General features: G+C 67.5%; 29 protein-coding genes. 10 read left to right on the forward strand and 19 right to left on the reverse strand.

Translation table 11 applies throughout. The annotated features are described in order from the left end of the window. Positions 1-15: 15 nt before the first annotated feature. The gene (locus ASF43_RS07440; protein ID WP_056178415.1) at positions 16-402 is read right to left on the reverse strand and encodes an Hsp20/alpha crystallin family protein; all 387 of its coding nucleotides are present in this window, start codon (positions 400-402) and stop codon (positions 16-18) included. Between the two features lie 99 nt (positions 403-501). On the opposite strand from ASF43_RS07440, the gene ASF43_RS07445 reads away from it, so the two are divergent. Further along, complete coding sequence (locus ASF43_RS07445; protein ID WP_056178417.1) at positions 502-1776, forward strand: branched-chain amino acid ABC transporter substrate-binding protein; 1275 nt, start codon at positions 502-504, stop codon at positions 1774-1776. Positions 1777-1779: 3 nt separating this feature from the next. Here the strand turns inward: ASF43_RS07445 and ASF43_RS07450 are convergent, their stop codons facing one another. Beyond that, positions 1780-2022, reverse strand: a complete 243-nt coding sequence (locus ASF43_RS07450; protein WP_056178420.1) for a hypothetical protein — start codon at positions 2020-2022, stop codon at positions 1780-1782. Positions 2023-2152: 130 nt separating this feature from the next. Between ASF43_RS07450 and ASF43_RS07455 the strand changes: the two genes are divergently transcribed. Both ASF43_RS07455 and ASF43_RS07460 read left to right on the forward strand, forming a co-directional pair. Continuing rightward, positions 2153-3325 (forward strand): pyridoxal phosphate-dependent aminotransferase, encoded by a 1173-nt coding sequence (locus ASF43_RS07455; RefSeq protein ID WP_056178423.1) that lies wholly within the window; start codon positions 2153-2155, stop codon positions 3323-3325. 225 nt (positions 3326-3550) lie between these two features. After that, positions 3551-4447, forward strand: a complete 897-nt coding sequence (locus ASF43_RS07460; RefSeq protein WP_056178425.1) for a LysR family transcriptional regulator — start codon at positions 3551-3553, stop codon at positions 4445-4447. Between the two features lie 6 nt (positions 4448-4453). Here the strand turns inward: ASF43_RS07460 and ASF43_RS07465 are convergent, their stop codons facing one another. The 5 genes from ASF43_RS07465 to ASF43_RS07485 all read right to left on the reverse strand — a co-directional run bounded on the left by ASF43_RS07465 (position 4454) and on the right by ASF43_RS07485 (position 7953). Further along, on the reverse strand, positions 4454-5326 hold the full coding sequence (locus ASF43_RS07465) for a zinc-dependent peptidase (RefSeq protein WP_056178428.1): 873 nt from the start codon (positions 5324-5326) through the stop codon (positions 4454-4456). Next, complete coding sequence (locus tag ASF43_RS07470; RefSeq protein ID WP_056178431.1) at positions 5323-6129, reverse strand: UDP-2,3-diacylglucosamine diphosphatase; 807 nt, start codon at positions 6127-6129, stop codon at positions 5323-5325. The genes ASF43_RS07465 and ASF43_RS07470 overlap by 4 nt, the downstream gene beginning before the upstream one ends. Then, the gene (locus ASF43_RS07475) at positions 6129-6635 is read right to left on the reverse strand and encodes a peptidylprolyl isomerase (protein WP_056178434.1); all 507 of its coding nucleotides are present in this window, start codon (positions 6633-6635) and stop codon (positions 6129-6131) included. The genes ASF43_RS07470 and ASF43_RS07475 overlap by 1 nt, the downstream gene beginning before the upstream one ends. A 1-nt stretch (position 6636) precedes the next feature. Further along, positions 6637-7320 (reverse strand): peptidylprolyl isomerase, encoded by a 684-nt coding sequence (locus ASF43_RS07480; RefSeq protein WP_056178437.1) that lies wholly within the window; start codon positions 7318-7320, stop codon positions 6637-6639. A 75-nt stretch (positions 7321-7395) separates the two neighbouring features. Continuing rightward, on the reverse strand, positions 7396-7953 hold the full coding sequence (locus ASF43_RS07485) for a tetratricopeptide repeat protein (RefSeq protein ID WP_056178440.1): 558 nt from the start codon (positions 7951-7953) through the stop codon (positions 7396-7398). A 172-nt stretch (positions 7954-8125) separates the two neighbouring features. Between ASF43_RS07485 and cysS the strand changes: the two genes are divergently transcribed. Genes cysS through ASF43_RS07510 form a run of 5 tightly spaced genes read left to right on the forward strand, consistent with a single transcriptional unit; the run spans position 8126 to position 12461 of the window. Next, positions 8126-9538: a cysteine--tRNA ligase gene (gene cysS / locus ASF43_RS07490; RefSeq protein ID WP_056178443.1), complete on the forward strand. Its 1413-nt coding sequence runs from the start codon at positions 8126-8128 to the stop codon at positions 9536-9538. Between the two features lie 45 nt (positions 9539-9583). Next, positions 9584-10243, forward strand: coding sequence for a DNA-3-methyladenine glycosylase (locus ASF43_RS07495; protein WP_056178446.1), 660 nt, complete (start codon positions 9584-9586; stop codon positions 10241-10243). 19 nt (positions 10244-10262) lie between these two features. Continuing rightward, entirely contained in the window at positions 10263-11240 is a 978-nt protein-coding gene (locus ASF43_RS07500; RefSeq protein ID WP_056178449.1) for an acetyl-CoA carboxylase carboxyltransferase subunit alpha, read from the forward strand. 3 nt (positions 11241-11243) lie between these two features. After that, positions 11244-11903: a histidine phosphatase family protein gene (locus tag ASF43_RS07505; protein WP_056178452.1), complete on the forward strand. Its 660-nt coding sequence runs from the start codon at positions 11244-11246 to the stop codon at positions 11901-11903. 18 nt (positions 11904-11921) lie between these two features. Further along, a complete protein-coding gene (locus tag ASF43_RS07510) occupies positions 11922-12461 on the forward strand; it encodes a methylated-DNA--[protein]-cysteine S-methyltransferase (protein ID WP_056178455.1) in 540 nt (179 codons plus the stop codon). Here ASF43_RS07510 and ASF43_RS07515 read toward each other — a convergent pair. The 6 genes from ASF43_RS07515 to ASF43_RS07540 all read right to left on the reverse strand — a co-directional run bounded on the left by ASF43_RS07515 (position 12458) and on the right by ASF43_RS07540 (position 18465). After that, positions 12458-13249, reverse strand: a complete 792-nt coding sequence (locus ASF43_RS07515; RefSeq protein ID WP_056178458.1) for a crotonase/enoyl-CoA hydratase family protein — start codon at positions 13247-13249, stop codon at positions 12458-12460. The genes ASF43_RS07510 and ASF43_RS07515 overlap by 4 nt on opposite strands. Before the next feature lie 16 nt (positions 13250-13265). Then, positions 13266-14249 (reverse strand): acyl-CoA dehydrogenase family protein, encoded by a 984-nt coding sequence (locus tag ASF43_RS07520; RefSeq protein WP_056178461.1) that lies wholly within the window; start codon positions 14247-14249, stop codon positions 13266-13268. Between the two features lie 4 nt (positions 14250-14253). Further along, positions 14254-15411, reverse strand: coding sequence for an acyl-CoA dehydrogenase family protein (locus ASF43_RS07525; protein ID WP_056178464.1), 1158 nt, complete (start codon positions 15409-15411; stop codon positions 14254-14256). Further along, positions 15408-16643 carry a CaiB/BaiF CoA-transferase family protein gene (locus ASF43_RS07530; RefSeq protein ID WP_056178467.1) on the reverse strand — a complete coding sequence of 412 codons (1236 nt, stop codon included), beginning with the start codon at positions 16641-16643 and terminating at the stop codon, positions 15408-15410. The genes ASF43_RS07525 and ASF43_RS07530 overlap by 4 nt, the downstream gene beginning before the upstream one ends. Further along, on the reverse strand, positions 16640-17614 hold the full coding sequence (locus ASF43_RS07535; RefSeq protein WP_056178470.1) for a tripartite tricarboxylate transporter substrate binding protein: 975 nt from the start codon (positions 17612-17614) through the stop codon (positions 16640-16642). Before ASF43_RS07535 ends, ASF43_RS07530 begins: the two co-directional genes overlap by 4 nt. A 272-nt stretch (positions 17615-17886) precedes the next feature. Then, entirely contained in the window at positions 17887-18465 is a 579-nt protein-coding gene (locus tag ASF43_RS07540) for a C40 family peptidase (RefSeq protein WP_056178472.1), read from the reverse strand. 242 nt (positions 18466-18707) lie between these two features. On the opposite strand from ASF43_RS07540, the gene ASF43_RS07545 reads away from it, so the two are divergent. Both ASF43_RS07545 and ASF43_RS07550 read left to right on the forward strand, forming a co-directional pair. Continuing rightward, positions 18708-19847 (forward strand): PQQ-dependent sugar dehydrogenase, encoded by a 1140-nt coding sequence (locus ASF43_RS07545; RefSeq protein ID WP_200932466.1) that lies wholly within the window; start codon positions 18708-18710, stop codon positions 19845-19847. Between the two features lie 53 nt (positions 19848-19900). Then, a complete protein-coding gene (locus tag ASF43_RS07550; protein WP_056178476.1) occupies positions 19901-20497 on the forward strand; it encodes an isochorismatase family protein in 597 nt (198 codons plus the stop codon). Between the two features lie 55 nt (positions 20498-20552). Here the strand turns inward: ASF43_RS07550 and ASF43_RS07555 are convergent, their stop codons facing one another. From ASF43_RS07555 to ASF43_RS07580, 6 genes are all read right to left on the reverse strand, one after another. After that, positions 20553-21128, reverse strand: coding sequence for a YceI family protein (locus tag ASF43_RS07555; protein WP_056178786.1), 576 nt, complete (start codon positions 21126-21128; stop codon positions 20553-20555). Between the two features lie 44 nt (positions 21129-21172). After that, positions 21173-21727, reverse strand: a complete 555-nt coding sequence (locus tag ASF43_RS07560; protein WP_056178479.1) for a YceI family protein — start codon at positions 21725-21727, stop codon at positions 21173-21175. Between the two features lie 26 nt (positions 21728-21753). Continuing rightward, a complete protein-coding gene (locus tag ASF43_RS07565) occupies positions 21754-22317 on the reverse strand; it encodes a cytochrome b (RefSeq protein ID WP_056178482.1) in 564 nt (187 codons plus the stop codon). Between the two features lie 123 nt (positions 22318-22440). After that, the gene (locus ASF43_RS07570; protein ID WP_056178485.1) at positions 22441-23184 is read right to left on the reverse strand and encodes an amino acid ABC transporter ATP-binding protein; all 744 of its coding nucleotides are present in this window, start codon (positions 23182-23184) and stop codon (positions 22441-22443) included. Then, positions 23181-23912: an amino acid ABC transporter permease gene (locus ASF43_RS07575; protein ID WP_056178487.1), complete on the reverse strand. Its 732-nt coding sequence runs from the start codon at positions 23910-23912 to the stop codon at positions 23181-23183. Before ASF43_RS07575 ends, ASF43_RS07570 begins: the two co-directional genes overlap by 4 nt. 85 nt (positions 23913-23997) lie before the next feature. After that, entirely contained in the window at positions 23998-24693 is a 696-nt protein-coding gene (locus ASF43_RS07580; protein ID WP_056178489.1) for an amino acid ABC transporter permease, read from the reverse strand. Positions 24694-24733 lie beyond the last annotated feature (40 nt).

A 24733-nucleotide genomic window follows, 5' to 3' on the forward strand; every position in this document is an offset into this window, starting at 1 on the left:
CGCAGAGCAGCCTTCTTACTGGATCGCGAGCTGGGCGACGTTGCTGACGGGCAGCTTCTTCGCCAGCTTGAGCGTCAGTACACCGTTCTCCAGCGTGGCCGTGCTGGTGGTGGCGTCGATGTCCAGCGGCAGTTCATAGGCGGCCTTGACCTTGCGAGCGGCGGCCTCGGTGCTCTCGATGCGCACCACGGCGCCTTCGATGCCGATGGTCAGCTGGTCCTTGGCCACGCCCGGCAGGTCCACGCTCAGCGTCCAGGACTTCTCGTCCTGCGTGAAGCTGTGGCCCTTGGTGCCGGTCTGGCGGGCATAGGCGACATCGTTGAAGAAGCGTTCGAAACTGCGGTCCAGCGAACGCACGGAAGGGCTGTAGGAGGCCTGGCGGATGACGGGGGCAAACAACATGGTATGGGTCCTTTGGTGGCTACACTCCGCGGCTCTCACCATGAGCGCCGCATGCATCCAATCTGCGTGCAACGCTTTGATTTTCAAGAGGAATTTTTGATGCATCAGGAACGCAGGCGGCTCTTGAAATCGGCCGTCGCGGTGCTATGTGCTACGGCCTTTGTGCCGGCGCCCGCACAGTCCACGCCGATCCGGCTGGCCATGATCGAGACCCTGAGCGGCCCGTTCGCCAACACCGGCGAGGCCGTGTTTCGCAACCTCGTGTGGGCGGCAGAGCGCGTCAATGCGCGCGGCGGCATCAAGCTGCCGGGTGGTGCGCGGCCGCTGGCGATTGCGCGCTACGACAGCAAGGGCCAGAGCGAGGAGGCGCTGAGCGCGTTGCGCGCGGCCATCGACGACGGCGTGACCTTCGTCACCCAGGGCAATTCGTCAGCGGTGGCCGCCGTGCTGCTGGACGCGCTCAACAAGCACAACGAGCGCGAGCCCGCGCGGCGCGTGCTGTACCTGAACTACTCGGCGGTCGATCCCATCCTGACCAACGAGAAGTGCAGCTTCTGGCACTACCGTTTCGACGCCCACGCCGACATGCGCATGGCGGCCTTGATGGAAGTGCTCAAGGACGACAAGGCGGTCGGGCGGGTCTACCTGCTGGGGCAGGACTACAGCTTCGGCCAGGCCGTGCTGCGCGAGGCGCGCCGGCAGCTCGCTGTGATGCGGCCCGACGTTGCCATCGTGGGCGACGAGTTGCACCCCATGGGCCGCATCAAGGACTTCCTGCCGTATGCCGCGAAGATCAAGGCCAGCGGTGCCAATGCGGTGGTCACGGGGAACTGGGGCAACGACCTGACGCTGTTGGTCAAGGCGGCGCGCGAGGCGGGTTTCGAGGGCAAGTTCTATACCTTCTACGGCAACGCCCTTGGGGCGCCGGCCGCCATCGGCGATGCCGGCATCGGCAAAGTCATCGCGGTGGCGGACTGGCTGCCGAACCTGCCGACGGCGCAGAGCGAGGCCTTCTACCGGGACTTCCGCGAACGCTACCCCAAGCCGGCCGATGACTATGTGCACATGCGCATGCAGCTGATGGTCGAGGCCCTGGTCCAATCCATCGAGAAGGCTGGCAGCCTGGACGCGGCCAGCGTGGGCCTGGCGCTGGAGCAGGCATCGGTCACGCTGTCCGGCCAGTCGGCGCGCATGCGCGCGGCGGACCACCAGGTCCAGCAAACGCTGGTCGTGGGCGTCATGGACCGGCAGGGCGCGCCGGGCGTGAAGTTCGACGTCGAAGGCTCGGGCTATGGCTTTCGCGTCATCAAGCAGGTGGCCGCTGCGCGGGCCGAGCTGCCCACGAGCTGCATCATGCAGCGGCCCACTTTATAAGGGTCAGCTGGCGAAGCCCGCGCAGGCGCCTGCGTTGGGCCGCCCTTTGCATTCCCGCAGCAGACGGCGTTCGCGTTCCTTGGGAGATTCCTGCGAGCTGCTGGGGATGAACTTCGGTGCCGCGGTCCTCTTGCTGGGGCTGGCCGCACCGTCCTGCTTCTTTGCGGGCGTAGCCGTGGCCGGCAGACTGGCGGTGGCGAGAATGGTGGCGGCCAGGCAGATGGCCAAGTAGGGACGAGTGCGCATTGGTGCTCCTGTGGTGGTGTGCACGTCAACGACATCGAGTTGGCAGGCGTTGACGTGCGCTTGGATACGATCGTGCTTGCGTGATCTATCGCACCCTTCCCGCTCTGCGTGAGCGCTTCAAGAACAAACCATGAGACAAGCCATCGAGCGACTTGCCGAGTCGCAGATCCGGGAGGTCGCCAACGCCGGGCTGGGCCGCGACGACGTGCTGGCCTTCTGGTTCGGCGAAAGCGACGAAGTCACGCCGGATTTCATCCGCCAGGCGGCGATCGAGTCCCTGCAGCGCGGTGAAACCTTCTACGCGCACAACCTTGGCCTGCCCGAGTTGCGCTGCGCCATCGCGCAGTACATGGGCCAGCTGCACGGCCCCGTGGACAGCGGCCGCATCGCCGTGACCTCGGGCGGCGTCAACGCGCTGATGCTGGCCGTGCAATGCCTCGTGGACGCGGGCGACGAGGTCGTGGCCGTGACGCCGGTGTGGCCCAACCTGACGGCGCAGCCGCTCATCATGGGTGCCAGCCTGCGCTGCGTGCCCTTGCAGCCGGTGGCCTACGGCCCCGAGGCTGGTCGCTGGAAGCTGGACCTGGACGCCTTGCTGGCGGCCATCACGCCAACGACGCGGCTGCTGATCGTGAATGCGCCCAACAACCCGACCGGCTGGACGCTGTCGCGAGCCGAACAGGTCGCCTTGCTGGCGCATTGCCGCCGCACCGGCACCTGGATCCTGGCCGACGAGGTGTACGAGCGACTGTACTACGCGCCCTCGGCCAATGCCTGCGCACCGAGCTTTCTGGATGTGGCAGCGCCGGACGATCGGCTGATCGTGGCGCACAGCTTCTCCAAGAGTTTCCTGATGACGGGCTGGCGTCTGGGCTGGCTGGTCATGCCCGCATCGCTCACGCCGCACATGGGCAAGTTGATCGAGTTCAACACTTCATGTGCCAGCGTCTTCACCCAGCGGGCCGCGATCGCGGCGCTGGCGCGCAGCGAGGAGGTCACGCCGGGGGTCGTGGCGCACCTGCTGCGTTGCCGGGACACGTTGGTACCGCTGCTGGCCGCGACGCCGGCCGTGCAGGTGGCCGTTGCCGATGGTGGCATGTACGCCTTCTTTCGCCTGGACGGGTTCGATGACGCGCTTCTGACGGCCAAGCGCCTGGTGCGCGAGGCCGGGTTGGGCCTGGCGCCCGGCACCGCGTTTGCGTCGCAAGCCCAGGGCTGGTTCCGCTGGTGTTTTGCATCGCGTGACCCGGATCGATTGGTTCAGGGAGTGAGCCGATTGCAGAAATGGCTGGGGCATGGCTGAATCTCGCCTTTTGCTCCCTAGAATCGTCGCCAAAAGACGACATGCGAAGTTTTGCATACCGAGAGTTCGGTCTGCATATATCAGATTCGATAGCTGATGACTGTATTCGCATGTAAATGTGACTTTTTTGTGTACGTTGTTTCAGGCTGGACCTTAAGATTTGTTCGTTCTGTTGGCGAATGAAGGTTTGCCGCAGTCGAGCAAGTTGTTTCTACAGGTGTGGCGATGGATCGTATTTCTGCGATGCGAGTGTTCAGTGAGGTGGTGACGCGGGGCAGCTTCACTGCGGCAGCGAACACGCTGGGTATGTCTCGGGCCATGGTGACCCGGCATATCGGCGAACTGGAGCGTTGGCTGGGGGCTCGACTGTTGCAGCGGTCGACGCGCCGGCTGTCTTTGACCGAAGCCGGCGAGGCCTGCGTGGTGCGCAGCCGTCAGTTGCTCGAACTTGTCAACGATGTTGAACAAGTGGTCGGTCAGCGCGACACCGAGCCGCATGGTCAGATCCGCGTCCAGTGCAATCCTGCATTCGGTCAGGCCTATCTGTCTGCGATCCTCGTGGACTACCTGGCGCGGTATCCGCGCACCAACGTGGACCTCGTGCTCAGCGATGCGTCCCCGAATTTGGTCGACGAACGGATCGATCTGGCCATTCGAATGACGAATGAGCTGGACCCGGCATTGCTGGGCAAGAAGCTCGCCACCTGCCGCAACGTGCTGTGCTGCACGCCGGGCTATCTCGAGAAGCAGGGCGCGCTGAAGATCCCAGAGGATCTGGCGCAGCACAACTGCCTGGCGCACTCGCGTGTCGAGAAGAGCCAGTGGAGTTTCTCGCGCGACGGGGAGGAGCGCCTCGTGCAGGTGTCTGGCAGCTTCAGCGCCAACGACATCATGAGCCTCGTCGAAGCTGTGCGTGCCGGCGGCGGCGTCGCCTTGCTGCCGAACTATGTCGTGGCGCCCATGCTGCACAGCGGCGACCTGGTCGCCGTGCTGCCAGATTGGCAGCCTGACAGTGTCGGCGTCTACGCGGTCTACATCTCGCGCCGCCACCAACCGGCGAGCTTGCGCACCATGCTGGAGTTCCTCTCCGCGCGCTTCGCGTCCTTGCCCTCCTGGGATTGACCGCCGTCATCGATTCCGAGGCGGCGCGCCGATGCCGTCGCGAAAGAAGGCATCCAGCGATGGCATCAGGCTGGCGAAGTCCAGCGCAAAACGCGCCCGGTTGACGAAGTAGGCCTCGCAGGCCACGGCGAAGAATTCGTCCAGGCCCTGCGCTCCGTAGGGATCGAGCCACGGTGGCATGCCACCGAAGCGTTCGGCCACCACCGCCTGTTCGCAAAACGCCTCGTAGCACGGTCCCCAGGCTGCGAACCATGCACTGCGGGCTGCCTGGGCGGAACCAGCGCCGAGAAAGCCGGCTTGCAGCGGCGGGCAGCCGTCGGCAGCGCCGTCCGCCATGTCCATCTTGTGGGCGAACTCGTGGATCACGACGTTGTAGCCCTCGACGGCGCTTGTGCCTGCCCCGGCAACAGCCGCCCAGCTCAGCATGATGGGCCCCCGGTCCATGGCTTCGCCCGCGATGACCTCGTCAAAGTGATGGACAACCCCGGTCTCGTCGGTGGTCTCGCGCTTCGCCACGACATCGCCGGGCTGCACGACGATACCCACGAAATCGCTGTACCAGACAAGAGGGGAGCCCGCGCCATGCGGCATGCGACCTGGGCGTGCACGCAGATGCAGCAAGGGCAGGCAGGCTTGTGCGGCGATGTCGATGGCCATGGCGTCGGTGATGGCCAGGCCACCGGCGCCATGGAACTCCTTCAGCGCAAGAAATTCCCCGGCAAGCTGCTGTAGCCGCGCGGCAGTCAGCGCATCCTGCGCAAGGAAAGGGTAGCGCCTTAGGGTTTGCAGCCATAACGCTTGCGGGATTTCCTTGGGCCTGCGGCCGGGAAAATCCAGCCGCGCAAGCCAATGGCGTGCGCGGCGCCAAACGCCGCTCATGCGGCGCGCGGTACGCCCACTCGCTGCGGTGGCGCGGACGTGCTCAAACGCAGGATCTCCAGGCGCGGCGGCTGCGCTTGCGCTTCCCAATCGCTCATGACGATGCGGTGCAAGCCATCGCCAAGCGCGTGGTCGGCCGGCAAGTGGGTGTGGCCATGGATCAAGGTCTGGCTGCGCGACGCCTGCAGCCATGCGCGTACTGCATCCGGGTCTACATCGGCGTAGCCAAGCCCCTGGTCTTTGCGCTGCTCGCTGGCCTGGCGGATCTGCCGTGCCATCTGGCGCCGCACGGCTAGCGGATGCTGCAACGAGGCCTGCTGCCATGCCGGGTTCTGAACTTGCAGGCGAAACTTCTGATAGGCGACGTCGTCCAGGCACAGCGCATCGCCATGGCTCAGCAGCCAGCGCTGGCCGGCGAACATGAGCACCGTCGGGTCGTGCAGCAACTGCATGCCAGCGGCCTTCCGCCCCGTGGCGCCCAGCAGGAAATCGCGGTTGCCATGCATGAAATAGACCGGGCAACGCGCTGCCCGGATCACCTGGGCGCAGCGCAATTCAAACTGGCCGATTGGAGAGCCATCGCCGACAGCCGGATCCAGTGCGTCGTCGCCGACCCAGACCTCGAACAGGTCGCCCAGGATGAACAGGGCGTCGGCCGTGCTGCTCGCCATGGCCTGCTGCCAGGCCTCGAATGTCGGCAGGTCATCCGGGCGCAGATGCACGTCGGACATGCAATCGATCACGCGCCATTCCTCGGGCGCGACCAGCTCCGCGAAAGTGGGCAGGGCTGGCAACTCGCGCATCAGAGTGCGACGGCTTTTTCGATCACGACATCCTCGACCGGCACGTCGTCGTGGAAACCCTTGCGGCCGGTCTTCACGGCCTTGATCTTGTCGACCACGTCTGCGCCCGACACGACCTTGCCGAACACGGCATAGCCCCAGCCCTGCGCCGAGATGGCGGTGTGGTTGAGGAACGCGTTGTCGGCCACGTTGATGAAGAACTGAGCGGTGGCCGAGTGCGGGTCGTTCGTGCGTGCCATCGCCACCGTGTAGTTGTTGTTCTTCAGGCCGTTGTTGGCCTCGTTGTCGATCGGGGCATCCGTGCCCTTTTGCTTCATGCCGGGCTCGAAGCCGCCGCCTTGCACCATGAAGCCGGGAATCACGCGGTGGAACACCGTGTTGTCGTAGTGGCCCTTGTTCACGTAAGCCAGGAAGTTGGCCGTCGACTTCGGTGCCTTCTCGGCATCGAGCTCCAGCGTGATGACGCCATAGTTGGCAATGTGCAGTTCGACTTTGGGTTGGGTCATGTCAGTTCACCAGGGTTGCGGATTGAATCAGGATGGGCGTCTTGGGCGCATCGCTCGGGAAAGGCCCACCGGGACCGGTGGGGACGGCTTTGATTTTCTGCACCACGTCCATGCCGCTGACCACTTTGCCGAACACGGTGTAGCCGTACAGCTGCGGCGCCTTCAGCAGGTTGGCGCGCGGCACGTTCTCATGCACGCGGCCCTGGTGCTCAAAGCGCGGCACCGGGTCGCCATCGGGAATCAGCACCGGGTCCAGGAATGCGTTGTCCGACACGTTGATGAAGAACTGCGAGGTCGCCGAATTCGGATCGTTCGTGCGGGCCATGGCGACAGTGCCCACCACGTTGCGATCTCCGCCTTTGGCCAGCGCCTCGCGGCCTTCGTGCACGACCGGCGGGCGAGTCGGCTTCTGCGCGTACTGCGAGTCGTAGCCGCCCCCCTGGACCATGAACGTCGGGATCACGCGGTGAAACACCGTGCCGTCGTAGTGCTTGTCGCGCACGTACTGCAGGAAGTTGGCGACTGTCTTGGGTGCCTTGTCCGGATAGACCTCGATGGTGAACGTGCCCTCGCTGGTCTTGAACTGCACGCGCGGGGCCTTGTCCGCAAACACGTGCGTGCTCAGGGCCAGGCCTGCGGTCAGCAGGAGCGCGCGGCGGGTCGAGGAGACTGCAGATGAGGTCATGTTGTCGCTGAAGGAAATCGCGCGCAGTTGCGCTCAGGAGAAAGCGGGGTCGGCCCCCGCATCGCCGCCAATGGCTTACTTGGCGGTGGCGGGTGCTGGCTTGGCACCCTTGGGTGCCAGCATGTTGTTGATGGCCGCCACCTTCTGCTGCGCCTGCGGGTTGTTGCCCGCCAGTTGCAGCGACTTGCCGTAGGCCTGGCTGGCCAGCTTGGCGTAGATGTCGCCCAGGTTCTCGTGCGCAGTCGCGTAGGCAGGGTTCAGCTTCACGGCCATCTCCAGTGCCGTCCGGGCCTTGTCGTACTGGTTCTGGCCGGCATACAGCACGGCCAGGTTGTTATACGGCTCGGGCAGCTCCGGGAATTCCTGCGTCAAGCCCGTGAGTGTCTCGATCGCATCGGCCGGCTTGCCGGACTCGGTCTGGATGACGCCCTTCAGGAAGCGCATCTGCGGATCGCGTGGCTTGCTCGACAGGTACTGGTCGACCTTGGCCTGTGCCTCTGCCAGCTTGCCGGTGCGGATCAACTGGCCCACATCGCTGTAGTCGTCGGCATGCACCTGCGTGGCGGCGAGCGCCGCGGCGGCTACCGTCAAGAGGCGAGCCAACGGCAGGATGCGGGACAGCGCTTGCTTCATAAAACCTCTTCGGAAAAGCGTACAGACAAGCCCGTGCACGCGGCTATATACTGCCGCTCATTGTAGCCGAGGGGTAGGTTTCGCCAGGCTTCTCGCCGGCCTCCAACCCTTGTGACGAACGGTCCAACAGTCTCAGGATGTTTCTCGACGATCCTGTGTTTTCCCAGATCCCATGAGCTTGCGCATCTACAACACGCTGACGCGTGCGTTGGACATTTTTTCGCCGATCGAACCCGGTCACGCACGCATGTATGTGTGCGGCATGACCATCTATGACCTGTGCCATGTGGGCCATGCCCGCATGATGATGGCCTTCGACGTGGTGCAGCGCTGGCTCAAGTGCAGCGGCCTGCGCGTGACCTACGTGCGCAACATCACCGACATCGACGACAAGATCATCCGGCGTGCCGTCGAGCGCGGCATCACGATCCGTGCGCTGACCGATGAGATGACCGCGGCCATGCACGAGGACATCGGCCGGCTCGGCATCGAGCCGCCCACCTGCGAACCGCGGGCCACCGACTACGTGCCGCAGATGCTGGCCCTGATCGAGACGCTCGAGCGCAAATCCCTGGCCTACCGCGCGCCCAGTGGCGATGTGAATTTCGCGGTGCGCAAGTTCCCGGGCTACGGCAAGCTGTCCGGCAAATCGCTCGACGAGTTGCGCGCTGGCGAGCGCGTGGCCGTGCTGGACGGCAAGTACGACCCGCTCGACTTCGTGCTGTGGAAATCCGCCAAGCCGGAGGAGCCCGCCGATGCGCAATGGGACAGCGCCTATGGCCGCGGTCGGCCGGGCTGGCACATCGAATGCTCGGCCATGAGTTGCGCGCTGCTGGGCGAAACCTTCGACCTGCACGGCGGCGGCGCGGACCTGCAGTTCCCACACCATGAGAACGAGATCGCGCAGAGCGAGGGCGCGAGCGGCCAGCCACTGGCGCGCTTCTGGGTCCACAACGGTTTCGTGCGCGTGGACAACGAGAAGATGTCCAAGAGCCTGGGCAACTTCTTCACCATCCGAGACGTGCTGACGAAATACGACGCCGAGACCTTGCGCTTCTTCATGGTGCGCACGCATTACCGCAGCGCCTTGAACTACAGCGACGCCCATCTGGACGACGCGCGCAACGCACTGCGCCGGCTGTACACGGCGCTGGAACTGGTGGCAGCCGATACGGTTGCGATCGACTGGGCCGACCCGGTCGCCGCGCGCTTCAAGGCCGCCATGGACGAGGACTTCGGCACGCCGGAGGCCGTGGCGGTGCTGTTCGAGCTGGCTGCCGAAGTGAACCGGACAGGGTCGGCGCAGCGCGCCGGCTTGCTCAAGGCGCTGGCCGGCACGCTGGGCCTGCTGCAGGGCGATCCCCTCGCATTCAAGCAATGGCGGCCGGCCGATGCGCAGGCCGGTGCTGCGTCGCAAGAAGCCGTGCTGTCGCCAGTGGCGATCACCGAGATGATCACACAGCGCGCGGCTGCGAAGGCCAGCCGCGATTTCGCTGAGGCCGACCGCATCCGCAGGGTGCTGCTGGACCAGGGCGTGGTTCTGAAGGACACGCCGGCGGGCACCACCTGGGAGTCCGCGCAGTGATGCAAGCTCCCCAAGCGCCGCGTCATGGCGCGGCGAGGATGGTCCATGGTGGCTAGAAAATCCCTGGTCCTGCCCGCGGTCGAGATCTACACGCCGCATTACTGGGAAGACGCCCGCAAGCATCTGGTCCGTAAGGACCGGGTCATGAAGCGCCTGATCCCGCAGTTCGGCGACGCCTGCCTGGAGACGCGCGGCGACGCCTTCATCACGCTGGCGCGCAGCATCGTCGGCCAGCAGATCTCCGTGAAGGCCGCGCAGACCGTGTGGGACCGCTTCGCGGAGCTGCCACGCCAGCTCACCCCGGCCAGCGTGCTCAAGCTCAAGGTCGACGACATGCGGGCCGCGGGGCTGTCCGCGCGCAAGGTCGAATACCTGGTCGACCTGGCCCTGCATTTCGACTCGGGAGCGCTGCACGTGGCGAACTGGCATGAGATGGACGACGAGGCCATCATTGCCGAGCTCGTGGCCATCCGCGGCATCGGCCGCTGGACGGCCGAGATGTTCCTGATCTTCTACCTGATGCGCCCGAACGTGCTGCCGCTGGACGACATCGGCCTGGTCAACGGCATCAGCCACAACTACTTCTCCGGCGACCCTGTGAGCCGCAGCGACGTGCGTGAAGTCGCAGCTGCCTGGGCGCCCTTTTGCAGTGTGGCCACTTGGTATATTTGGCGATCACTCGACCCGCTGCCGGTCGGCTACTGAACCCCTAAGGAGAACGGCGTTGGCGAAACGAACCTTCCTCGATTTCGAGCAGCCGATCGCAGATCTTGAAGGCAAGATCGAAGAGCTGCGTTATGTGCAAACGGAGTCTGCGGTCGACATCTCCGAAGAGATCGACCAGCTCAGCAAGAAGAGCCTGCAGCTCACCAAGGACATCTACGGCGTGCTCACGCCCTGGCAGATCACCAAGATCGCGCGCCATGCGGAGCGGCCCTACACGCTGGACTACGTGAACGAGATCTTCACGGACTTTGTCGAGCTGCATGGCGACCGCCACTTCGCGGACGACCTGTCCATCGTCGGTGGCCTCGCGCGCTTCAACGGCCACGCCTGCATGGTGCTGGGCCAGCAAAAGGGCCGCGACACCAAAGAGCGCGGCCTGCGCAACTTCGGCATGAGCAAGCCCGAGGGCTACCGCAAGGCGCTGCGCCTGATGAAGACCGCCGAGAAGTTCAAGCTGCCGGTGTTCACCTTCGTCGACACGCCGGGCGCCTACCCCGGCATCGACGCCGAGGAGCGCGGCCAGTCCGAGGCCATCGGCCGCAACATCTACGAGATGGCGCAGCTGGAAGTGCCGATCATCACCACCATCATTGGCGAGGGCGGCTCCGGCGGCGCGCTGGCGATCTCGGTGGCCGACCAGGTGCTGATGCTGCAGTACTCGATCTATTCGGTGATCAGCCCCGAGGGTTGTGCGTCCATCTTGTGGAAGACCTCCGACAAGGCGCAGGACGCGGCCGATGCGCTGGGCATCACGGCGCACCGGCTCAAGGCGCTGGGCCTGATCGACAAGATCGTCAACGAACCCGTGGGTGGCGCGCACCGCGACCACAAGCAGATGGCGGCGTTCTTGAAGCGCGGTCTCAACGACGCTTACCGCCAGGTCAGCGACCTCAAGGTCAAGGAGCTGTTGGACCGGCGCTACGAGCGGCTGCAGAGCTACGGCCGCTTCACCGACACCAAGGCCGACGCCCGTTAGCCCATGGCCACCGGCGGGCAACACGCGCTGGGGCGCGGCCTGGAGCGCCTGCCGGCCCTGTGCGCTGCGGGCTGCGACGTGCCGGATCATGTAAGCCGTTTCTACTTCCTGCGCCATGGGCAGACAGCGCGCAATGCGCTGCGCATCTACCAGAGCATCGACGAACCCCTGAACGCGACCGGCCTGGCGCAGGCCGAGCAGGCCGCGCTGCTGCTGGCGGCCGAGTTCGCGGGCAGCCCGCTGGTGCACATTGTGTGCAGCGATGCGCCGCGCGCCCGCACGACGGCCCAGGCCGTCGCGCGCCAGTTGCAGCACCCGCCCGTGCCGCATGCCGGCCTGCGCGAACGCCATTTCGGCGCGTTGATCGGCACCTCATCGGCCGACATCGACTGGGACTGCGCGCCCGAAGGCGGCGAGACACTGGACCAGTTCGTCGCGCGCACGCTGGCTGCTCTGACCGAGGCCATCGCGCAACCGGGCCCGGTGCTCATCGTGGCCCACGGCGGCACCTTGCACGTGCTGGCCGCCGCACTGGGCGTGGGTGCGCATGCCGCACTGCTGGCCAATGCGCAGCCCCTGCGCTTCGACCGCGAGGGCGAAGGCTGGCGTGTGACGCCCTTGGGCGCAGCGCAGCCTGCGTGCGGCGCGGTCAACCTGGCCTGAGCTGCGGGCACGGCCGGCATGAACGCCTGCGGCCTGCATCTCTTCGAGACGCCCATCGGCCGCTGCGGCATCGGCTGGGGCGCGCGCGGCATCGCGTCGGTCCAACTGCCGGACCGCAACGACGCGCGGCTGCTGGCCCGCTTGCGCTTGCGCCTGCCCGATGCGCCGGTGGCACCACCACCGGCCTTCGTGCGCGAGGCCGCCGAGCGCACGCTGCGCCTGCTGCAGGGCGAGCGCGACGACCTGCTGGACGTGGAACTCGACATGGAGGGCGTTGCGCCCTTGCACCAGCGCGTCTATGCGCGCGCGCGTGCGATCCCGCCGGGCCGCACCATCACCTATGGCGAACTCGCCCACGACATCGGCGAGCCCAGCGCCGCGCGCGCCGTGGGCCAGGCGCTGGGCCTGAACCCGTTCGCGCCCATCGTGCCGTGCCACCGCATCCTGGCAGCGGGCGCGCGCTCGGGCGGCTTCTCGGCCCCGGGAGGCGTGGACACCAAGCTGCAGATGCTGCTGATCGAGCGCGCCGCGTTCGGCGAGCCCGGCCTGTTCGACTAAGAGAACTTGGGCGCGCGCTTCTCGATGAAGGCGCGCACGGCTTCCTCGTGGTCTGCCGTCTTGTGCGCGATGGCCTGGTAGCCGGCCGACAGTTCGAGCAGCGATTCCAGCGTGCTGTTCTGCCCCTCGCGCAACAGCCGCTTGGTCATGCGCAGCACGCCGCCCGGGTTCGCCGCGATCTTGGCGGCCAGTGCACGCGCCTCGTCCATCAAGGCATCCGCGGGAACGACCCGCGATACCAGCCCGCAGGCCAGCGCCTGCTGCGCGTTCAAGGCCTCGCCTGTGAACGCCATCTCGGCCGCCTTGGACATGCCCACCGCGCGCGGCAGCAGCCAGGCGCCGCCGTCGCCGGCCACGATGCCGACCTTCACGAAACTCTCGGCGAACGTGGCGGCCTCGGACGCGATGCGGATGTCGCACATGCAGGTCAGGTCCAGCCCGGCGCCGATGGCCGGGCCGTTCACGGCGCAGATGGTCGGCACGTCGAGGTTGTAGAGCGCGCGCGGGATGCGCTGGATGCCGTTGCGGTATTCCTCGCGGATCACGTCGGGCGACAGGCCGCTGCCGAAGAAGCGCTGCATGTCCTTCACGTTCCCGCCTGAGCTGAACACCGGCCCGGCGCCCGTGATGATCACGGCGCGCACGGTGGTGTCGCGCGTGATCTCGGCGCAGGCCTGCACGAACTCGTCGACGGCGGTGTTGCCCGTCAGCGCATTGCGCGTGGCGGGCTGGTTCATGGTCAGTGTCAGGACGGCGCCGTCGCGCTCGGTGGTCAGGAAAGTGCTCATGGGTTCCTCGAAAGATTCAGGGGAGGGTGGTCGCGCTGCGCAGCGTGTCGAGCACCAGCGCATGCTCGCCGGCCAGATGCTGCCGGCCGGCCACGCCGTACCAGTAGGACTCGCTGCCTGCCGCCTGGCGCCAGGCGTGCAGCCGGCGCGTGTAGAGCTGCAGGTCGAACTCGGCCGTGAAGCCGATGGCGCCGTGGATCGCGTGCGCCAGGCCCGCCACCTCCAGCGCGGCCTCACTGGTGCGCGCCTTGGCGATCGCCACGTGCAATCGCTCGGGCACCAGGTCGGCCGCGCGGCAACCGATCTGCGCGGCCATGCGCGCGGCGAACACATGCTCGGCCATCACGGCCAGCTGGTGCTGGATCGCCTGGAACTTGCCGATCGGCCGTCCGAACTGCTGGCGCTGGTTGGCATAGGCCAGCGTGCGGTCGAACACCGCGCGCAGCGCGCCGGCCAGCTGTGCTGCGTACAGGCAAGCCTGCAGCGTGGGCAGGGGCCGCGCATCGGTGTCGACGGAGGGCGCAGCCTGCCACGCAGCTTCGGGCCAGCGCAGCGAGGCATCGAGCACGAAGCCGGCCGGCACCGCCTCGGCTTGCGCCACGGGCAGCAGCTTCACCACGCCGTCGCGTGCGACCAGCGCGTGGTCGGCCACGCGGCCCATGCGCACCAGCGCTGCGCCGTCGTGGATCTCGCCGAACACGATGCTGCCGGGCGGCAGCGCATGGCCCGCGCGCGCCAGCCAGGCGCGCGCGAGCAGGGTTTCGCCCAGCGGGACCGGCACAGCGTGTGTGCCGCACAGCAGCATGAGGCTCAGCGCGTCGTGCAGCGCCAGGCCGGCACCGCCCTGGGCTTCGGGCACCAGCGCATCGGCGAAGCCAGCGTCGTCCAGGGCCTGCCACAGCGCGCGGTGGTCGCCGCCGGCCTCGATGGCGCGCACGGTGTCGGGCGTGCACAGGTCATGCAGCAAGGGCGCGAGCGCGTCGGCATACAGATCGTTCATGGGTTTACCTCAGTCCCAGGCCACGCGCGACCATGCCGCGCAGGATCTCGCGCGTGCCGCCGCGCAGCGAGAACGAAGGCGCGACATGGGTCACGTAGTTCAACGTCTGCAGCAGCGCCAGCGGCACGCTGCCGTCGGCGCGGCCGAACAGGTCGTCGGCGATGGCGGCGGGGATCAGCTGCTCCACGCCAGTGCCCAGGTCCTTCACGAGTGCGGCCTCGACCACCGGACTTTCGCCGCGCCTGAGCTTCTCGGTCACGGCCACCGACATCGCGCGCAGCGGCGCCAGCGCGCAAACGATGCGGCCGGCCAGGCGCTCGGCCTCGGGCGTGCGACCTTGTGGCGTGCGCACCCAGGCGGCCCACTGGTCGAACAGCACGATGCTGGAGAACAGCCGCTCCGGCCCGCTGCGCTCGAAGGCCAGCTCGGCGTTGACCTGCGCCCAGCCCTGGCCTTCGGCGCCGATCAGCGCGTCGGCATCGAGTTGCACGTTGTCGAAGAACACTTCGCAGAAATGCGCGTCGCCGGACTGGTCGAGGATGGGCCGCACCGTCACACCCGGCAGGGCGAGGTCCACGATCAATTGCGACAAGCCCTTCTGCCGGTCCTCGGGCGCGCCCGAGGTGCGCACCAGCGCGATCATGTGGCCGCAGTGGTGGGCATTCGTGGTCCAGATCTTCTGGCCGTTCAGCAGCCAGCCGCCCGCGTTGGGCGTGGCGCGCGTGCGCACGCTGGCCAAGTCCGAGCCCGCGCCCGGCTCGCTCATGCCGATGCAGAAGAAGGATTCGCCACGGCAGATCGGCGGCACGTAGCGCTGCTTCTGCGCCTCGGTGCCGTAGCGCAGGATGAGCGGCGCGCTCTGGCGGTCGGCGATCCAGTGCGAGCCGACCGGGGCGCCCCAGTTCAAGAACTCTTCGACCAGCACGTAGCGCGCGAACGCACTGCGGCCGCCGCCGCCATAGGCCGGCGGCAGCGTGATGCCGAGCCAGCCGCGCTCGCCCAGTTGGCGGCTGAAGGCCGGGTCGTAGCCGCTCCACGATTTGGCGCGGATGTGGGCCGGCACGTCCTTCAGTGCTTCGGCCAGGAAGGCGCGGACCGGGGCGCGCAAGGCCTCGTCCTCGGGCGGGATCGCGGTCAGCGCGAGCGAGTCAAGAGCGCTCATTCGACTGCTCCTTTTGCAACGAGTGCATCGATGTCCTCGGTTGAAAGCTGCAGCACGTCGTGCAGCACCTCGCGCGAGTGCTGGCCCAGCGTGGGCGGTGCCTCGCGGTACTGCACGGGGGTGTCGGACAGGCGGATGGGGTTGGCCACCAGGGGGATCTCGGCGCCGGCCGCGTGCGGCATCGCGATCTGCATGCCGCGCGCCTTGAGCTGCGGATCGGCAAACACATCGGCGATGCTGTTGATCGGCCCGCAGGGCACGCCCACCTGTTCCAGGAGCGCGATCCATTCGGCCGTGCTGCGCAGCACGGTGGCCTGGCGCATCAGCGGGATCAGCGTGGCGCGGTGCTCCAGCCGACCGCTGTTGCGCGCGAAGCGTGGATCTGTCGCCCACTCGGCATGGCCCGCAGCCTCGCAGAAGCGCGCGAACTGGCCGTCGTTGCCGGTCGCCAGGATCATGTAGCCATCGGCCGTGGGGAAGTCCTGGTAGGGCACGGTGTTCGGGTGCGCATTGCCCATGCGCGTGGGCGCCACACCGCTGTGCAGGTAGTTCATGGCCTGGTTGGCCAGGCAGGCCACGCCCACATCCAGCAGCGCCAGGTCGATGTGCTGGCCGCGGCCGGTGCGCGTGCGCGCATGCAGCGCGGCCTGGATCGCGTTGCCCGCGTACAGGCCGGTCAGGATGTCGGTCAGCGCCACGCCCACCTTCATGGGGCCGGCGCCGGGTTCGCCATCGGGCTGGCCGGTGATGCTCATGAGCCCGCCCATGCCCTGGATCAGGAAGTCATAGCCCGCGCGCTGCGCATACGGGCCGGTGTGGCCGAAGCCGGTGATCGAGCAATAGACGAGTCGCGGATGGATGGCCGACAGTGCCGCGTAGTCCAGCCCGTAAGCGGCCAGGCTGCCGGTCTTGAAGTTCTCGATCAGCACGTCGCAATGCCGCGCCAGGTCCTGCAGCAGTGCCTGGCCGGCGGCGGTCTGCATGTCGACCGCGATGGAGCGCTTGTTGCGGTTGGTGCAGAGGTAGTAGGCCGCGTCGCGCGTGGGCTGGCCCGCGCCATCGCGCACGAAGGGCGGGCCCCAGGTGCGCGTGTCGTCGCCGCCGCCCGGGCGCTCGACCTTGATGACCTCGGCGCCCAGGTCGCCCAGCAGCTGCGCGGCCCAGGGGCCGGCCAGCACGCGCGACAGGTCCAGCACGCGGATGCCGGCCAGTGCGCCCACGGCCGCCGTCATTGCAGCTCCACCTTGGCCTGCGCGGCGATGCGCTTCCACAGCCGGATCTCCTCGGCCTGGAACTCGCGCATCTCCTGCGGGCCGCCTTGCATGACCTCAGCGCCGATGCGTTCGTAGAACGCGCGCGTCTCGGGCAGCCGCTCGATCTGCCCCAGCAGCGCGGCCAGCTTCTCGGTCTCGGCCCTGGGCGTCTTGGCGGATACCGCGGCCGCGACCCAGGTGTAGGCCGTGAAGGCGGGCAGCCCTGCCTCGGCGGCCGTGGCCACCTCGGGCAGGGCCACGGTGCGCTGGGCCGAGGCCACGGCCAGTGCGCGGATGCGCCCGCCCTTGACCATCTCCTGCGCGCTGGTCATCTCGGCGAAAGCCAGGTCCACCGTGCCGGCGGCTACGGCGGCCACGGCCTCGTTCGCGCCCTTGAACGGCACATGCGTGGTCTGCGTCTTGGCGGCGTCGTTGAACAGCTCGGCCATGAGCTGGTAGCCGGCCGAGCCGGCGCCGTAGTTCAGCGCGCCGGGCCGCGCGCGGGCCGCGGCGATCAGATCGGGCAAGGTCTTGTGCGGCGCGTTCCCGGGCACGATCAGCAGCGCGGGCGAACGCATCATCATCGTGAGCGGCGCGAAATCGGCCACCGGGTCGTAGGGCAACTGCTTGAACAGGGCCGCGTTCACGGCCAGCGTGGAGTTGCTGCCCACGAATACCGTGTAGCCATCGGCCGGGGCCGCCAGCACGGCCTGCACCGCGAGGAAGCCGTTGGCGCCGGCGCGGTTCTCCACCACCACGGGCTGGCCGGTCAGCTCCGACAGCTTCTTGCCGAAGTAGCGGGCCGAGGTGTCGGTGCCGCTGCCGGGCGGGAACGGCACGACGAACCGGATCGGCTTGTGCGGGAACTCCTGGGCCAGCGCGGGCAGGGCGCCGAGCAGGCTGAGCGCGGTCAGGGTGGCGGTCGCCAGGGCGCGGCGGCGTGTGGGCATGTGGCTTGTCTCCGTTGCGGGTGCGGCGGGGCGGGGCCCCGCGCGTCGCTGTGCGCACATCGGTCATGCGGTCTGCGATCAGGCGCACAAGATACGCCAGGGTGCGTGGATCGCTTGTCGCCAGTGCTACCTTGGGCGCTGCGAGGGGCCGGCAAGAGCGGGCCCGTCGTGGCGCTGCCGATGCGCGAAGGCGACGAGGGGTCAGGGCCGCAGCACGCGCCGTGCGGCCCGCGCGCATGCCGAGCGGGCGGCGCGGCGCGCCGCTGCCGTGCTCAGTTGCCGCCGCCCAGGCGCTCGGGCACGAGCGCGTCGGTGTCGACGCGGCGTGCGCCGTCGAAGCGGCGCTTCCAGTAGCTCGTGTCCATGTCTTCCACGCGCACCTTGGCGCCGCTGCGCGGGGCGTGGATGAACTTGCCGTCGCCGACATAGATGCCGACATGGCTGAACGCGCGGCGCATGGTGTTGAAGAACACCAGGTCGCCGGGCTTGAGATCGCTCTTGTCGATGGAGTCAGTGGCGGCGGCCTGCTCGTTGGCGCGGCGCGGCAGGATCAGGCCGACCGTCTTCTCGAAGGTGGCGCGCACGAAGCCGCTGCAGTCGAAGCCCGTTTCTTCGGAATTGCCGCCGCGGCGGTAGGGCACGCCCAAAAAGCCCATGGCGTTGCCGACCAGGTCGGACGTATGGTCGCGCACGCTCTGGCCGACTTGCCCGAGCTGGCCGATGGTCTGCTGGATCAGCCCACGCTCGGCCAGGATGCGTTCGATTTCGTCGGTAGCGGGGCCGGTGGGCGGGGCTGCGTGTGCGGCGCTGGAAAGGGCGAGTGCGATCAGGAATGCGGTCCAGCGGGTCATGGGCGTCGAGGCTAACGGCTCAGGTCTTGGGGAGTCAAGTGAGCTATCGATTGTAAGTCATTGATTCATATTAAATTCTTGATCTAATTTGTAACGAAGGCACCGTTTTGGCCCCATCCGGCTCAGGTTTTTGGGCGCCGAACGATCGTGATGACTTAGAACGATCTCTGTGCCGGCCGTCCGCCAGACGCTGTGTTGGGCGCGCCGATTCGGCTGATGTTCATGAAAGGTTTCTGATGCGCATGTCTGTAGGCGCCGGCCTGCTGGCCCTGTCCACCCTCGGCATGTGGGGCCTCGCGCCGCCGGCCGCGGCCCAGTCCGTCCGGCCCCAGGTCGTGGCCTCGGGGTTGCAGAATCCCTGGGCCGTGGCCTTTTTGCCCGAGGGCAGGTTCCTTGTGACCGAGCGCGCCGGCCGCATGCGCGTGCTGGAGGCCGACGGCCGGGCAGGGACGCCGCTCGCCGGTTTGCCGGCCATCGCGGCGGGCGGCCAGGGCGGCCTGCTGGATGTGGTCGCCGACAGCGCCTTCGCCACGAACCGCACGCTGTACTTCTGCTTCTCCGAACCCGGCGAGAACGGCCGCGGCAACAGCACGGCACTGGCACGCGCCACCCTCGCGCCCGATGGCACGAGGCTGCAGGACCTGCGCGTGATCTTCAGCCAGAAGCCCAAGTTCGCCAGCAGCGCACATTTCGGGTGCCGCATCGTCGAGCGCCGCGTGGACGGCAAGCCCGACGGCACGCTGTTCCTCACCCTGGGCGACCGCTACGCACGCATGGCCGACGCGCAGACGCTGGACAACCACCACGGCAAGGTCGTGCGCATCGGCAAGGACGGCAGCGTGCCCCAGGACAACCCCTTCGTCGGCCGCAGCGGCGCGCTGCCCGAGATCTGGAGCTTTGGCCACCGCAACGGCCAGGGCGCGGCACTGGCCTCCGACGGCCGGCTGTGGATGCACGAGCACGGCCCGCAGGGCGGCGACGAGATCAACCTGCCCGTGGCCGGCCGCAATTACGGCTGGCCCGTCATCACCTACGGCGAGAACTACGGCGGTGGCCGCATCGGCGAGGGCCTCACGAAAACGGCCGGCCTGGAGCAGCCGCTGCACTACTGGGTGCCATCCATCGCGCCCTCGGGCATGGCCTTCCTGACCAGCGAGCGCTACGGCAGGGCCTGGCAGGGCAACCTGTTCGTCGGTTCGCTCAAGTTCAACCGCCTGCACCGCATCGAACTGGCGCCCGACGGCAAGGTCGCGCGCGAAAGCCATCTGCTGCAGGACGTGGGCGAGCGCATCCGCGACGTGCGCCAGGGCCCGGACGGCCTGCTCTACGTGCTGACCGACAGCCCGGCAGGCCGGCTGCTGCGCCTGCAGCCCGGCACCTGAGGCGGAAAGCGGCTGCGGTGTAATACGGCCTTTTCGCGACTCGAAAGACACCCATGCTGCTCGAAGCCCAAGCCTCGCAACTCGTGCTGGTCGACTACCAGGAACGCCTGATGCCTGCCATCGCCGGCGGCGCCGAGGTGGCCGCCAATGCCTTGCGCCTGGCGCGCGCCGCGCAGCTGCTGGAGGTGCCGGTCTGGGGCACCGAGCAGAACCCGTCCAAGCTGGGCGGCAACCTTCCCGAGCTGCGCGCGCTGTGCCAGCGCACGCTGGCCAAGATGCATTTCAGCGGCGTCGCCGAAGGCCTGGGCGAATGGCTGGCGCCGCCGGCGAGGCCGGCCGCCGGCAACGCGCGCAGCCTGCCCAAGCATCTGCAAAAGCCCGCCGCGGCCGAGCGCGCCAGCATCGTCATCGCCGGCTGCGAAGCCCATGTGTGCCTGCTGCAGACCGCGCTGGACCTGCTGGAAGAAGAGATGGCGGTGTGGGTCGTCACCGACGCCTGCGGCTCGCGCACCGACCGCAACCGCGATGCCGCCTTCGACCGGCTGGCCGGTGCCGGCGCCGAGCTCGTGACCACCGAGATGGTGCTGTTCGAATGGCTGGAGACGGCCGAGCACCCGCAGTTCAAGGCGGTGCACGCGCTGATCAAGTAGCGCCCAACAACAAAGGGGCCGAAAGGCCCCTTGTGTCGTGGTGCAGCCGCGTGGCTTACTGCTTGACCGCCTCGATCTGCGCCACGATGCGCACGTTCTTCGGGAAGCCGTACTGCACGCCGTAGTCCACGCCGAAGGCCGTGCGGTCGATGGTGGCTTCGAAGTCGCCGCCGCACACTTCGCGCTTGAGCATGGGGCTCTCGTAGCAGTTGAACTGCTTGGCCTTGAACACCACGGGGCCGGTCTTGCCCTTGAGCGTCAGCGTGCCCGCCACTTCGGTGACCTTGTCGCCGTTGAAGGTGAACTTGTCGCCGACGAACTTGGCCGTGGGGTGCTGGGCGGCGTCGAAGATGTCGGCGCTTTGCAGGTGCTTGTCGAACGGCGCCGTGCCCGAGTTGACAGAGTTCATCTGCAGCGTCAGTTCCACCTTGCCGGTCTTGCTCGCCTTGTCGAACTGGACCGTGCCTTCCTTCTTGTCGAAGCGCACACGGTTCACGCTGGCGCCGAAGTGGTCGATCTCGAAGGTGGCGAAGGTGTGCGTCGGGTCGATCGCGTAGTTGGCGGTCTGGGCCTGGACGGTGCCAGCAGCGAGAGCGGCCACAGCGGCCAGGGCGAGCAGGGGGGAACGGATCATGCGGAGTGACTCCAGAGGTTGAAAAAAAAGGAACAGGGAAATCAGAGCTTGGCCACGCCCGTCAGCGCCAGCTTGAGCTTGACCTGCACGTCGTCGGCCACCATGGACGTATCGGTCCATTCGTTCTCGCCGATCTTGAAGGCCAGGCGCTTGATGGTGAACGCGCCCGTGGCCATGGTCGTGGCGCCGTTTTGCGTGAGCGTGACGGGCACGACCACGTCCTGGGTGTTGCCCTTGATGGCCAGCTTGCCGGCCACCTCGAACTTGCCGCCGCCCAGCGCCTTGATGGCGCTGGACTGGAACGTGGCCTGCGGGAACTTCGGCGTGTTGAACCAAACCGGCCGCACGAGTTCGGCATCGGCTTCCTTGCTCAGCGAGGCGCTGCCCATGTCCACCGTGAACGCGATCTTGCTGGTGGCCAGCTTGGCCGGGTCGAAGTTGACCTGGGCGTCGAACTTCTTGAAACGGCCCTCGACGGGCACGCCCATCTGCTTGCTCACGAAGGCGATCTCGCTCTGCGCGGGCACGAGGGCCTGTTGCGCCAGCGCGGCGGTGGCGGCCAGCATCAGGCCGGCGAAGGTGGTCACGAGTTTCATGGAAGCTCCGAAGAAAAAGGGATGGATCAGCCGCGGCCCGGCAGCATGCGCGCGAGCAGGCCGTCGCGGTCGATGAACTGGTGCTTGAGTGCGGCTGCCACATGCAGCACCACCAGCGCCGCGAGCGCATAGGCTGTGTAGGCATGCCAGGGCTTGATGGCCTCGGCCAGCTCGGGGTTGGGCGCCACCAGATCGGGCAGCTGCACCAATCCGAACCACACGATGGGAAAGCCCGCCGCCGAGCTGTAGGCCCAGCCCACCAGCGGCACGATGAAGAACAGCGCATACAGCAGGTGGTGCGTGCTGTGGTGCGCGACGTGCTGCCAACGCGGCATGGCGTTGGCCACATGCGCGGGCAGCGGCGGTGGCCGGTGCGTCAGCCGCCACAGCAGCCGCAGTGCCGACAGCGTCAGCACCGTCATGCCGGCCCACTTGTGCCAGTTGTAGAGCTTGAGCCGTGCCGGCGAGAACGGCAGGCTGGTCATGTACAGGCCCACGCCGAACATGCCCACGATGGCCAGCCCCAGCACCCAGTGCAGGGCGATGGCGGTGGCGCTGTAGCGTGCGGATCTTTCGTCTGGCAGGTGCATGACAGTGGGATTTCGTGTTCTTGGAAAGCACCCCTTGGCAGGGGACCCCGAATCTAGAGCGCCCACCGTGCGCAAAGTTTCAATGAATTTGTGGTGGGGCTTCAAAAATTGTGAAGTGGCGTCTCAACCGGCTGGCGCGAACGGCGTGCGGATGTCCGACAGGAACTGCTGCGCACGCGGGTGCTGCGGCCGGTTGAAGAAGTCGTCCGGCGTGGCGCGCTCGAGCACGCGGCCCTCGTCCATGAACAGCACGCGGTCGGCCACCTCGCGCGCAAAGCCCATCTCGTGCGTGACGCAGACCATGGTCATGCCCTCGCGTGCCAGGTCGCGCATGACCAGCAGCACCTCGCCCACCATCTCCGGGTCCAGCGCGCTGGTGGGCTCGTCGAACAGCATCAGCGGCGGCTGCATGGCCAGTGCGCGCGCGATCGCCACGCGCTGCTGCTGGCCGCCCGACAGGTCGGCCGGGTAGGCGCCGGCCTTGTGCGCCAGGCCCACGCGCTCCAGCAGCGCCATCGCGCGCTCGTTGGCCTGTTGCTGCGACAGCCCGCGCAACTGCACCGGCGCCAGCGTGCAGTTCTGCAGCACCGTCAAGTGCGGGAACAGGTTGAACTGCTGGAACACGAAGCCGATGCGCGAGCGGAAGTTGTTCAGGTCGATGCCGCGCGCGTGGATGTCCTGCCCGGCGACCAGGATGCTGCCGGACTGGATCGGCTCGAGCCGGTTCACCGTGCGGATCAGCGTGGACTTGCCCGAGCCGGACGGCCCGCACACCACCACCACTTCGCCCTTGGCGATGGTCTCGGTGATATCGCTCAAAGCCTGGTAGGCGCCGTACCACTTGTTGACTTGCTTGAACTCGATCATGGGGTGCTCGCTTGCGGCAGCGCCTGGCGCGCCTTGTTCGGGCCGGACTGCGGGCTGCGCGCGAGCCGGCGTTCCAGCCAGTAGGCAAAGCGCGACAGCCCGAAGCACAGGATGAAGTAGGTCAGACCCAGGATGGCGTACAGCTCGGCCGGCCGCGTGAACACCTGGGTGTTGATCTGCGTGGTGATGAAGGCCACCTCGTTGAGCCCGATGATGTAGCCCAGCGAAGTCTCCTTGATCGTGGAGACGAACTGGTTCACGAGTGAGGGCAGCATGGCCCGCGTGGCCTGCGGCAGCACCACCTTGCGCATGGTGCGCCAGTAGCCCAGTCCCAGCGAGCGCGCGGCCTCCACCTGGCCCCGCGGCACGCCCTGGATGCCGGCGCGCACGATCTCGGCCAGGTAGACCGCGTCGAACACCACCAGTGCGATCAGCATGGTGAAGAACTGGTCGGTCTTCACCCCCGTCACGCTGGGCAGGAAGAAGTAGGCCCAGAACACCACCATCAGCAGCGGCGTGCCGCGCACGACGAACACCATCGCCGTGACCGGCAGCCGCAGCCAGGCATAGGGGCTCACGCGGGCGATGCCGAGCAACAGGCCCAGCGGCAGGCCCAGCACCAGCCCGAGCGAGGCCAGCACCAGCGTGAGCGCCAGCCCGCCCAGCGGGCCGTTCGGGTACTGCCCGATCAGGAAGTACACCCAGTAGGTGTCGATCAGCTCCAACATGCAATGGCCCCCACGCTCGGCACTGCGTGTACTCGCTGCCCCCCGAGGGGAAGCACGCTTGCTTGGGGCGGCCCGGCGCGGCGCGTCATACCGTCCGCGCCGGGTAGCGCGACTGGTACCAGGTCGCCAGCGCCGTGATGGCCAGCGACACGGTGAGGTAGGCGGCCGTCGCGAAGCCGAAGGACTCGAAGCTGCGAAAGGTCGCGCTCTCGACCTGGCTGGCCTGGTACATCAGCTCGGCCGTGCCGATCACGGTAGCCACGCTGGTGTTCTTCCACAGGTTCAGCGTCTGCGAGATGAGCGGCGGCACCGTGATGCGCAGCGCCTGCGGCAGGATCACGCGGCGCATGGTGGCCAGGAAGCCGAAGCCCAGCGCGCGCCCGGCCTCGAATTGCACGGACGGGATCGCGCGGATGCCGCTGCGGATGTCCTCCGACATGTAGGCCGCCGTGTACAGCGTGAGCGCGATCACGGCGCTCACGGCCTCGATGTTGCCCTGGTACAGCCAGGCCTTGAGCCCCTCGGGCAGCAGCTCGGGCGCGGCGAAGTACCAGAACAGCATGTGGGCCAGGAGCGGGATGTTGCGGATGGATTCGACGAAGCCAAAGCCGATCCAGGTCAGCGGCCTGGCCGGCGCCAGCCGCAGCAGCGCCACCAGCAGCGCCAGCGGCAGCGCGAAGACCAGCGTGGCCGCGGCCAGCTGCAGCGACAGCACGAGCCCGGCCACGAGCATGTCGTGGTACTGGCCGCGCAGCAGCAGGGAGAAGTCGAACACCGGCATGCAGGGCGCCCCGTCGCGGCGGCGACGGGGGCTCAGAGGC

Origin of the sequence: Pseudorhodoferax sp. Leaf267, from assembly GCF_001422405.1 — a bacterium.
In the GTDB taxonomy this organism is placed as follows: Bacteria; Pseudomonadota; Gammaproteobacteria; order Burkholderiales; family Burkholderiaceae_C; genus Pseudorhodoferax.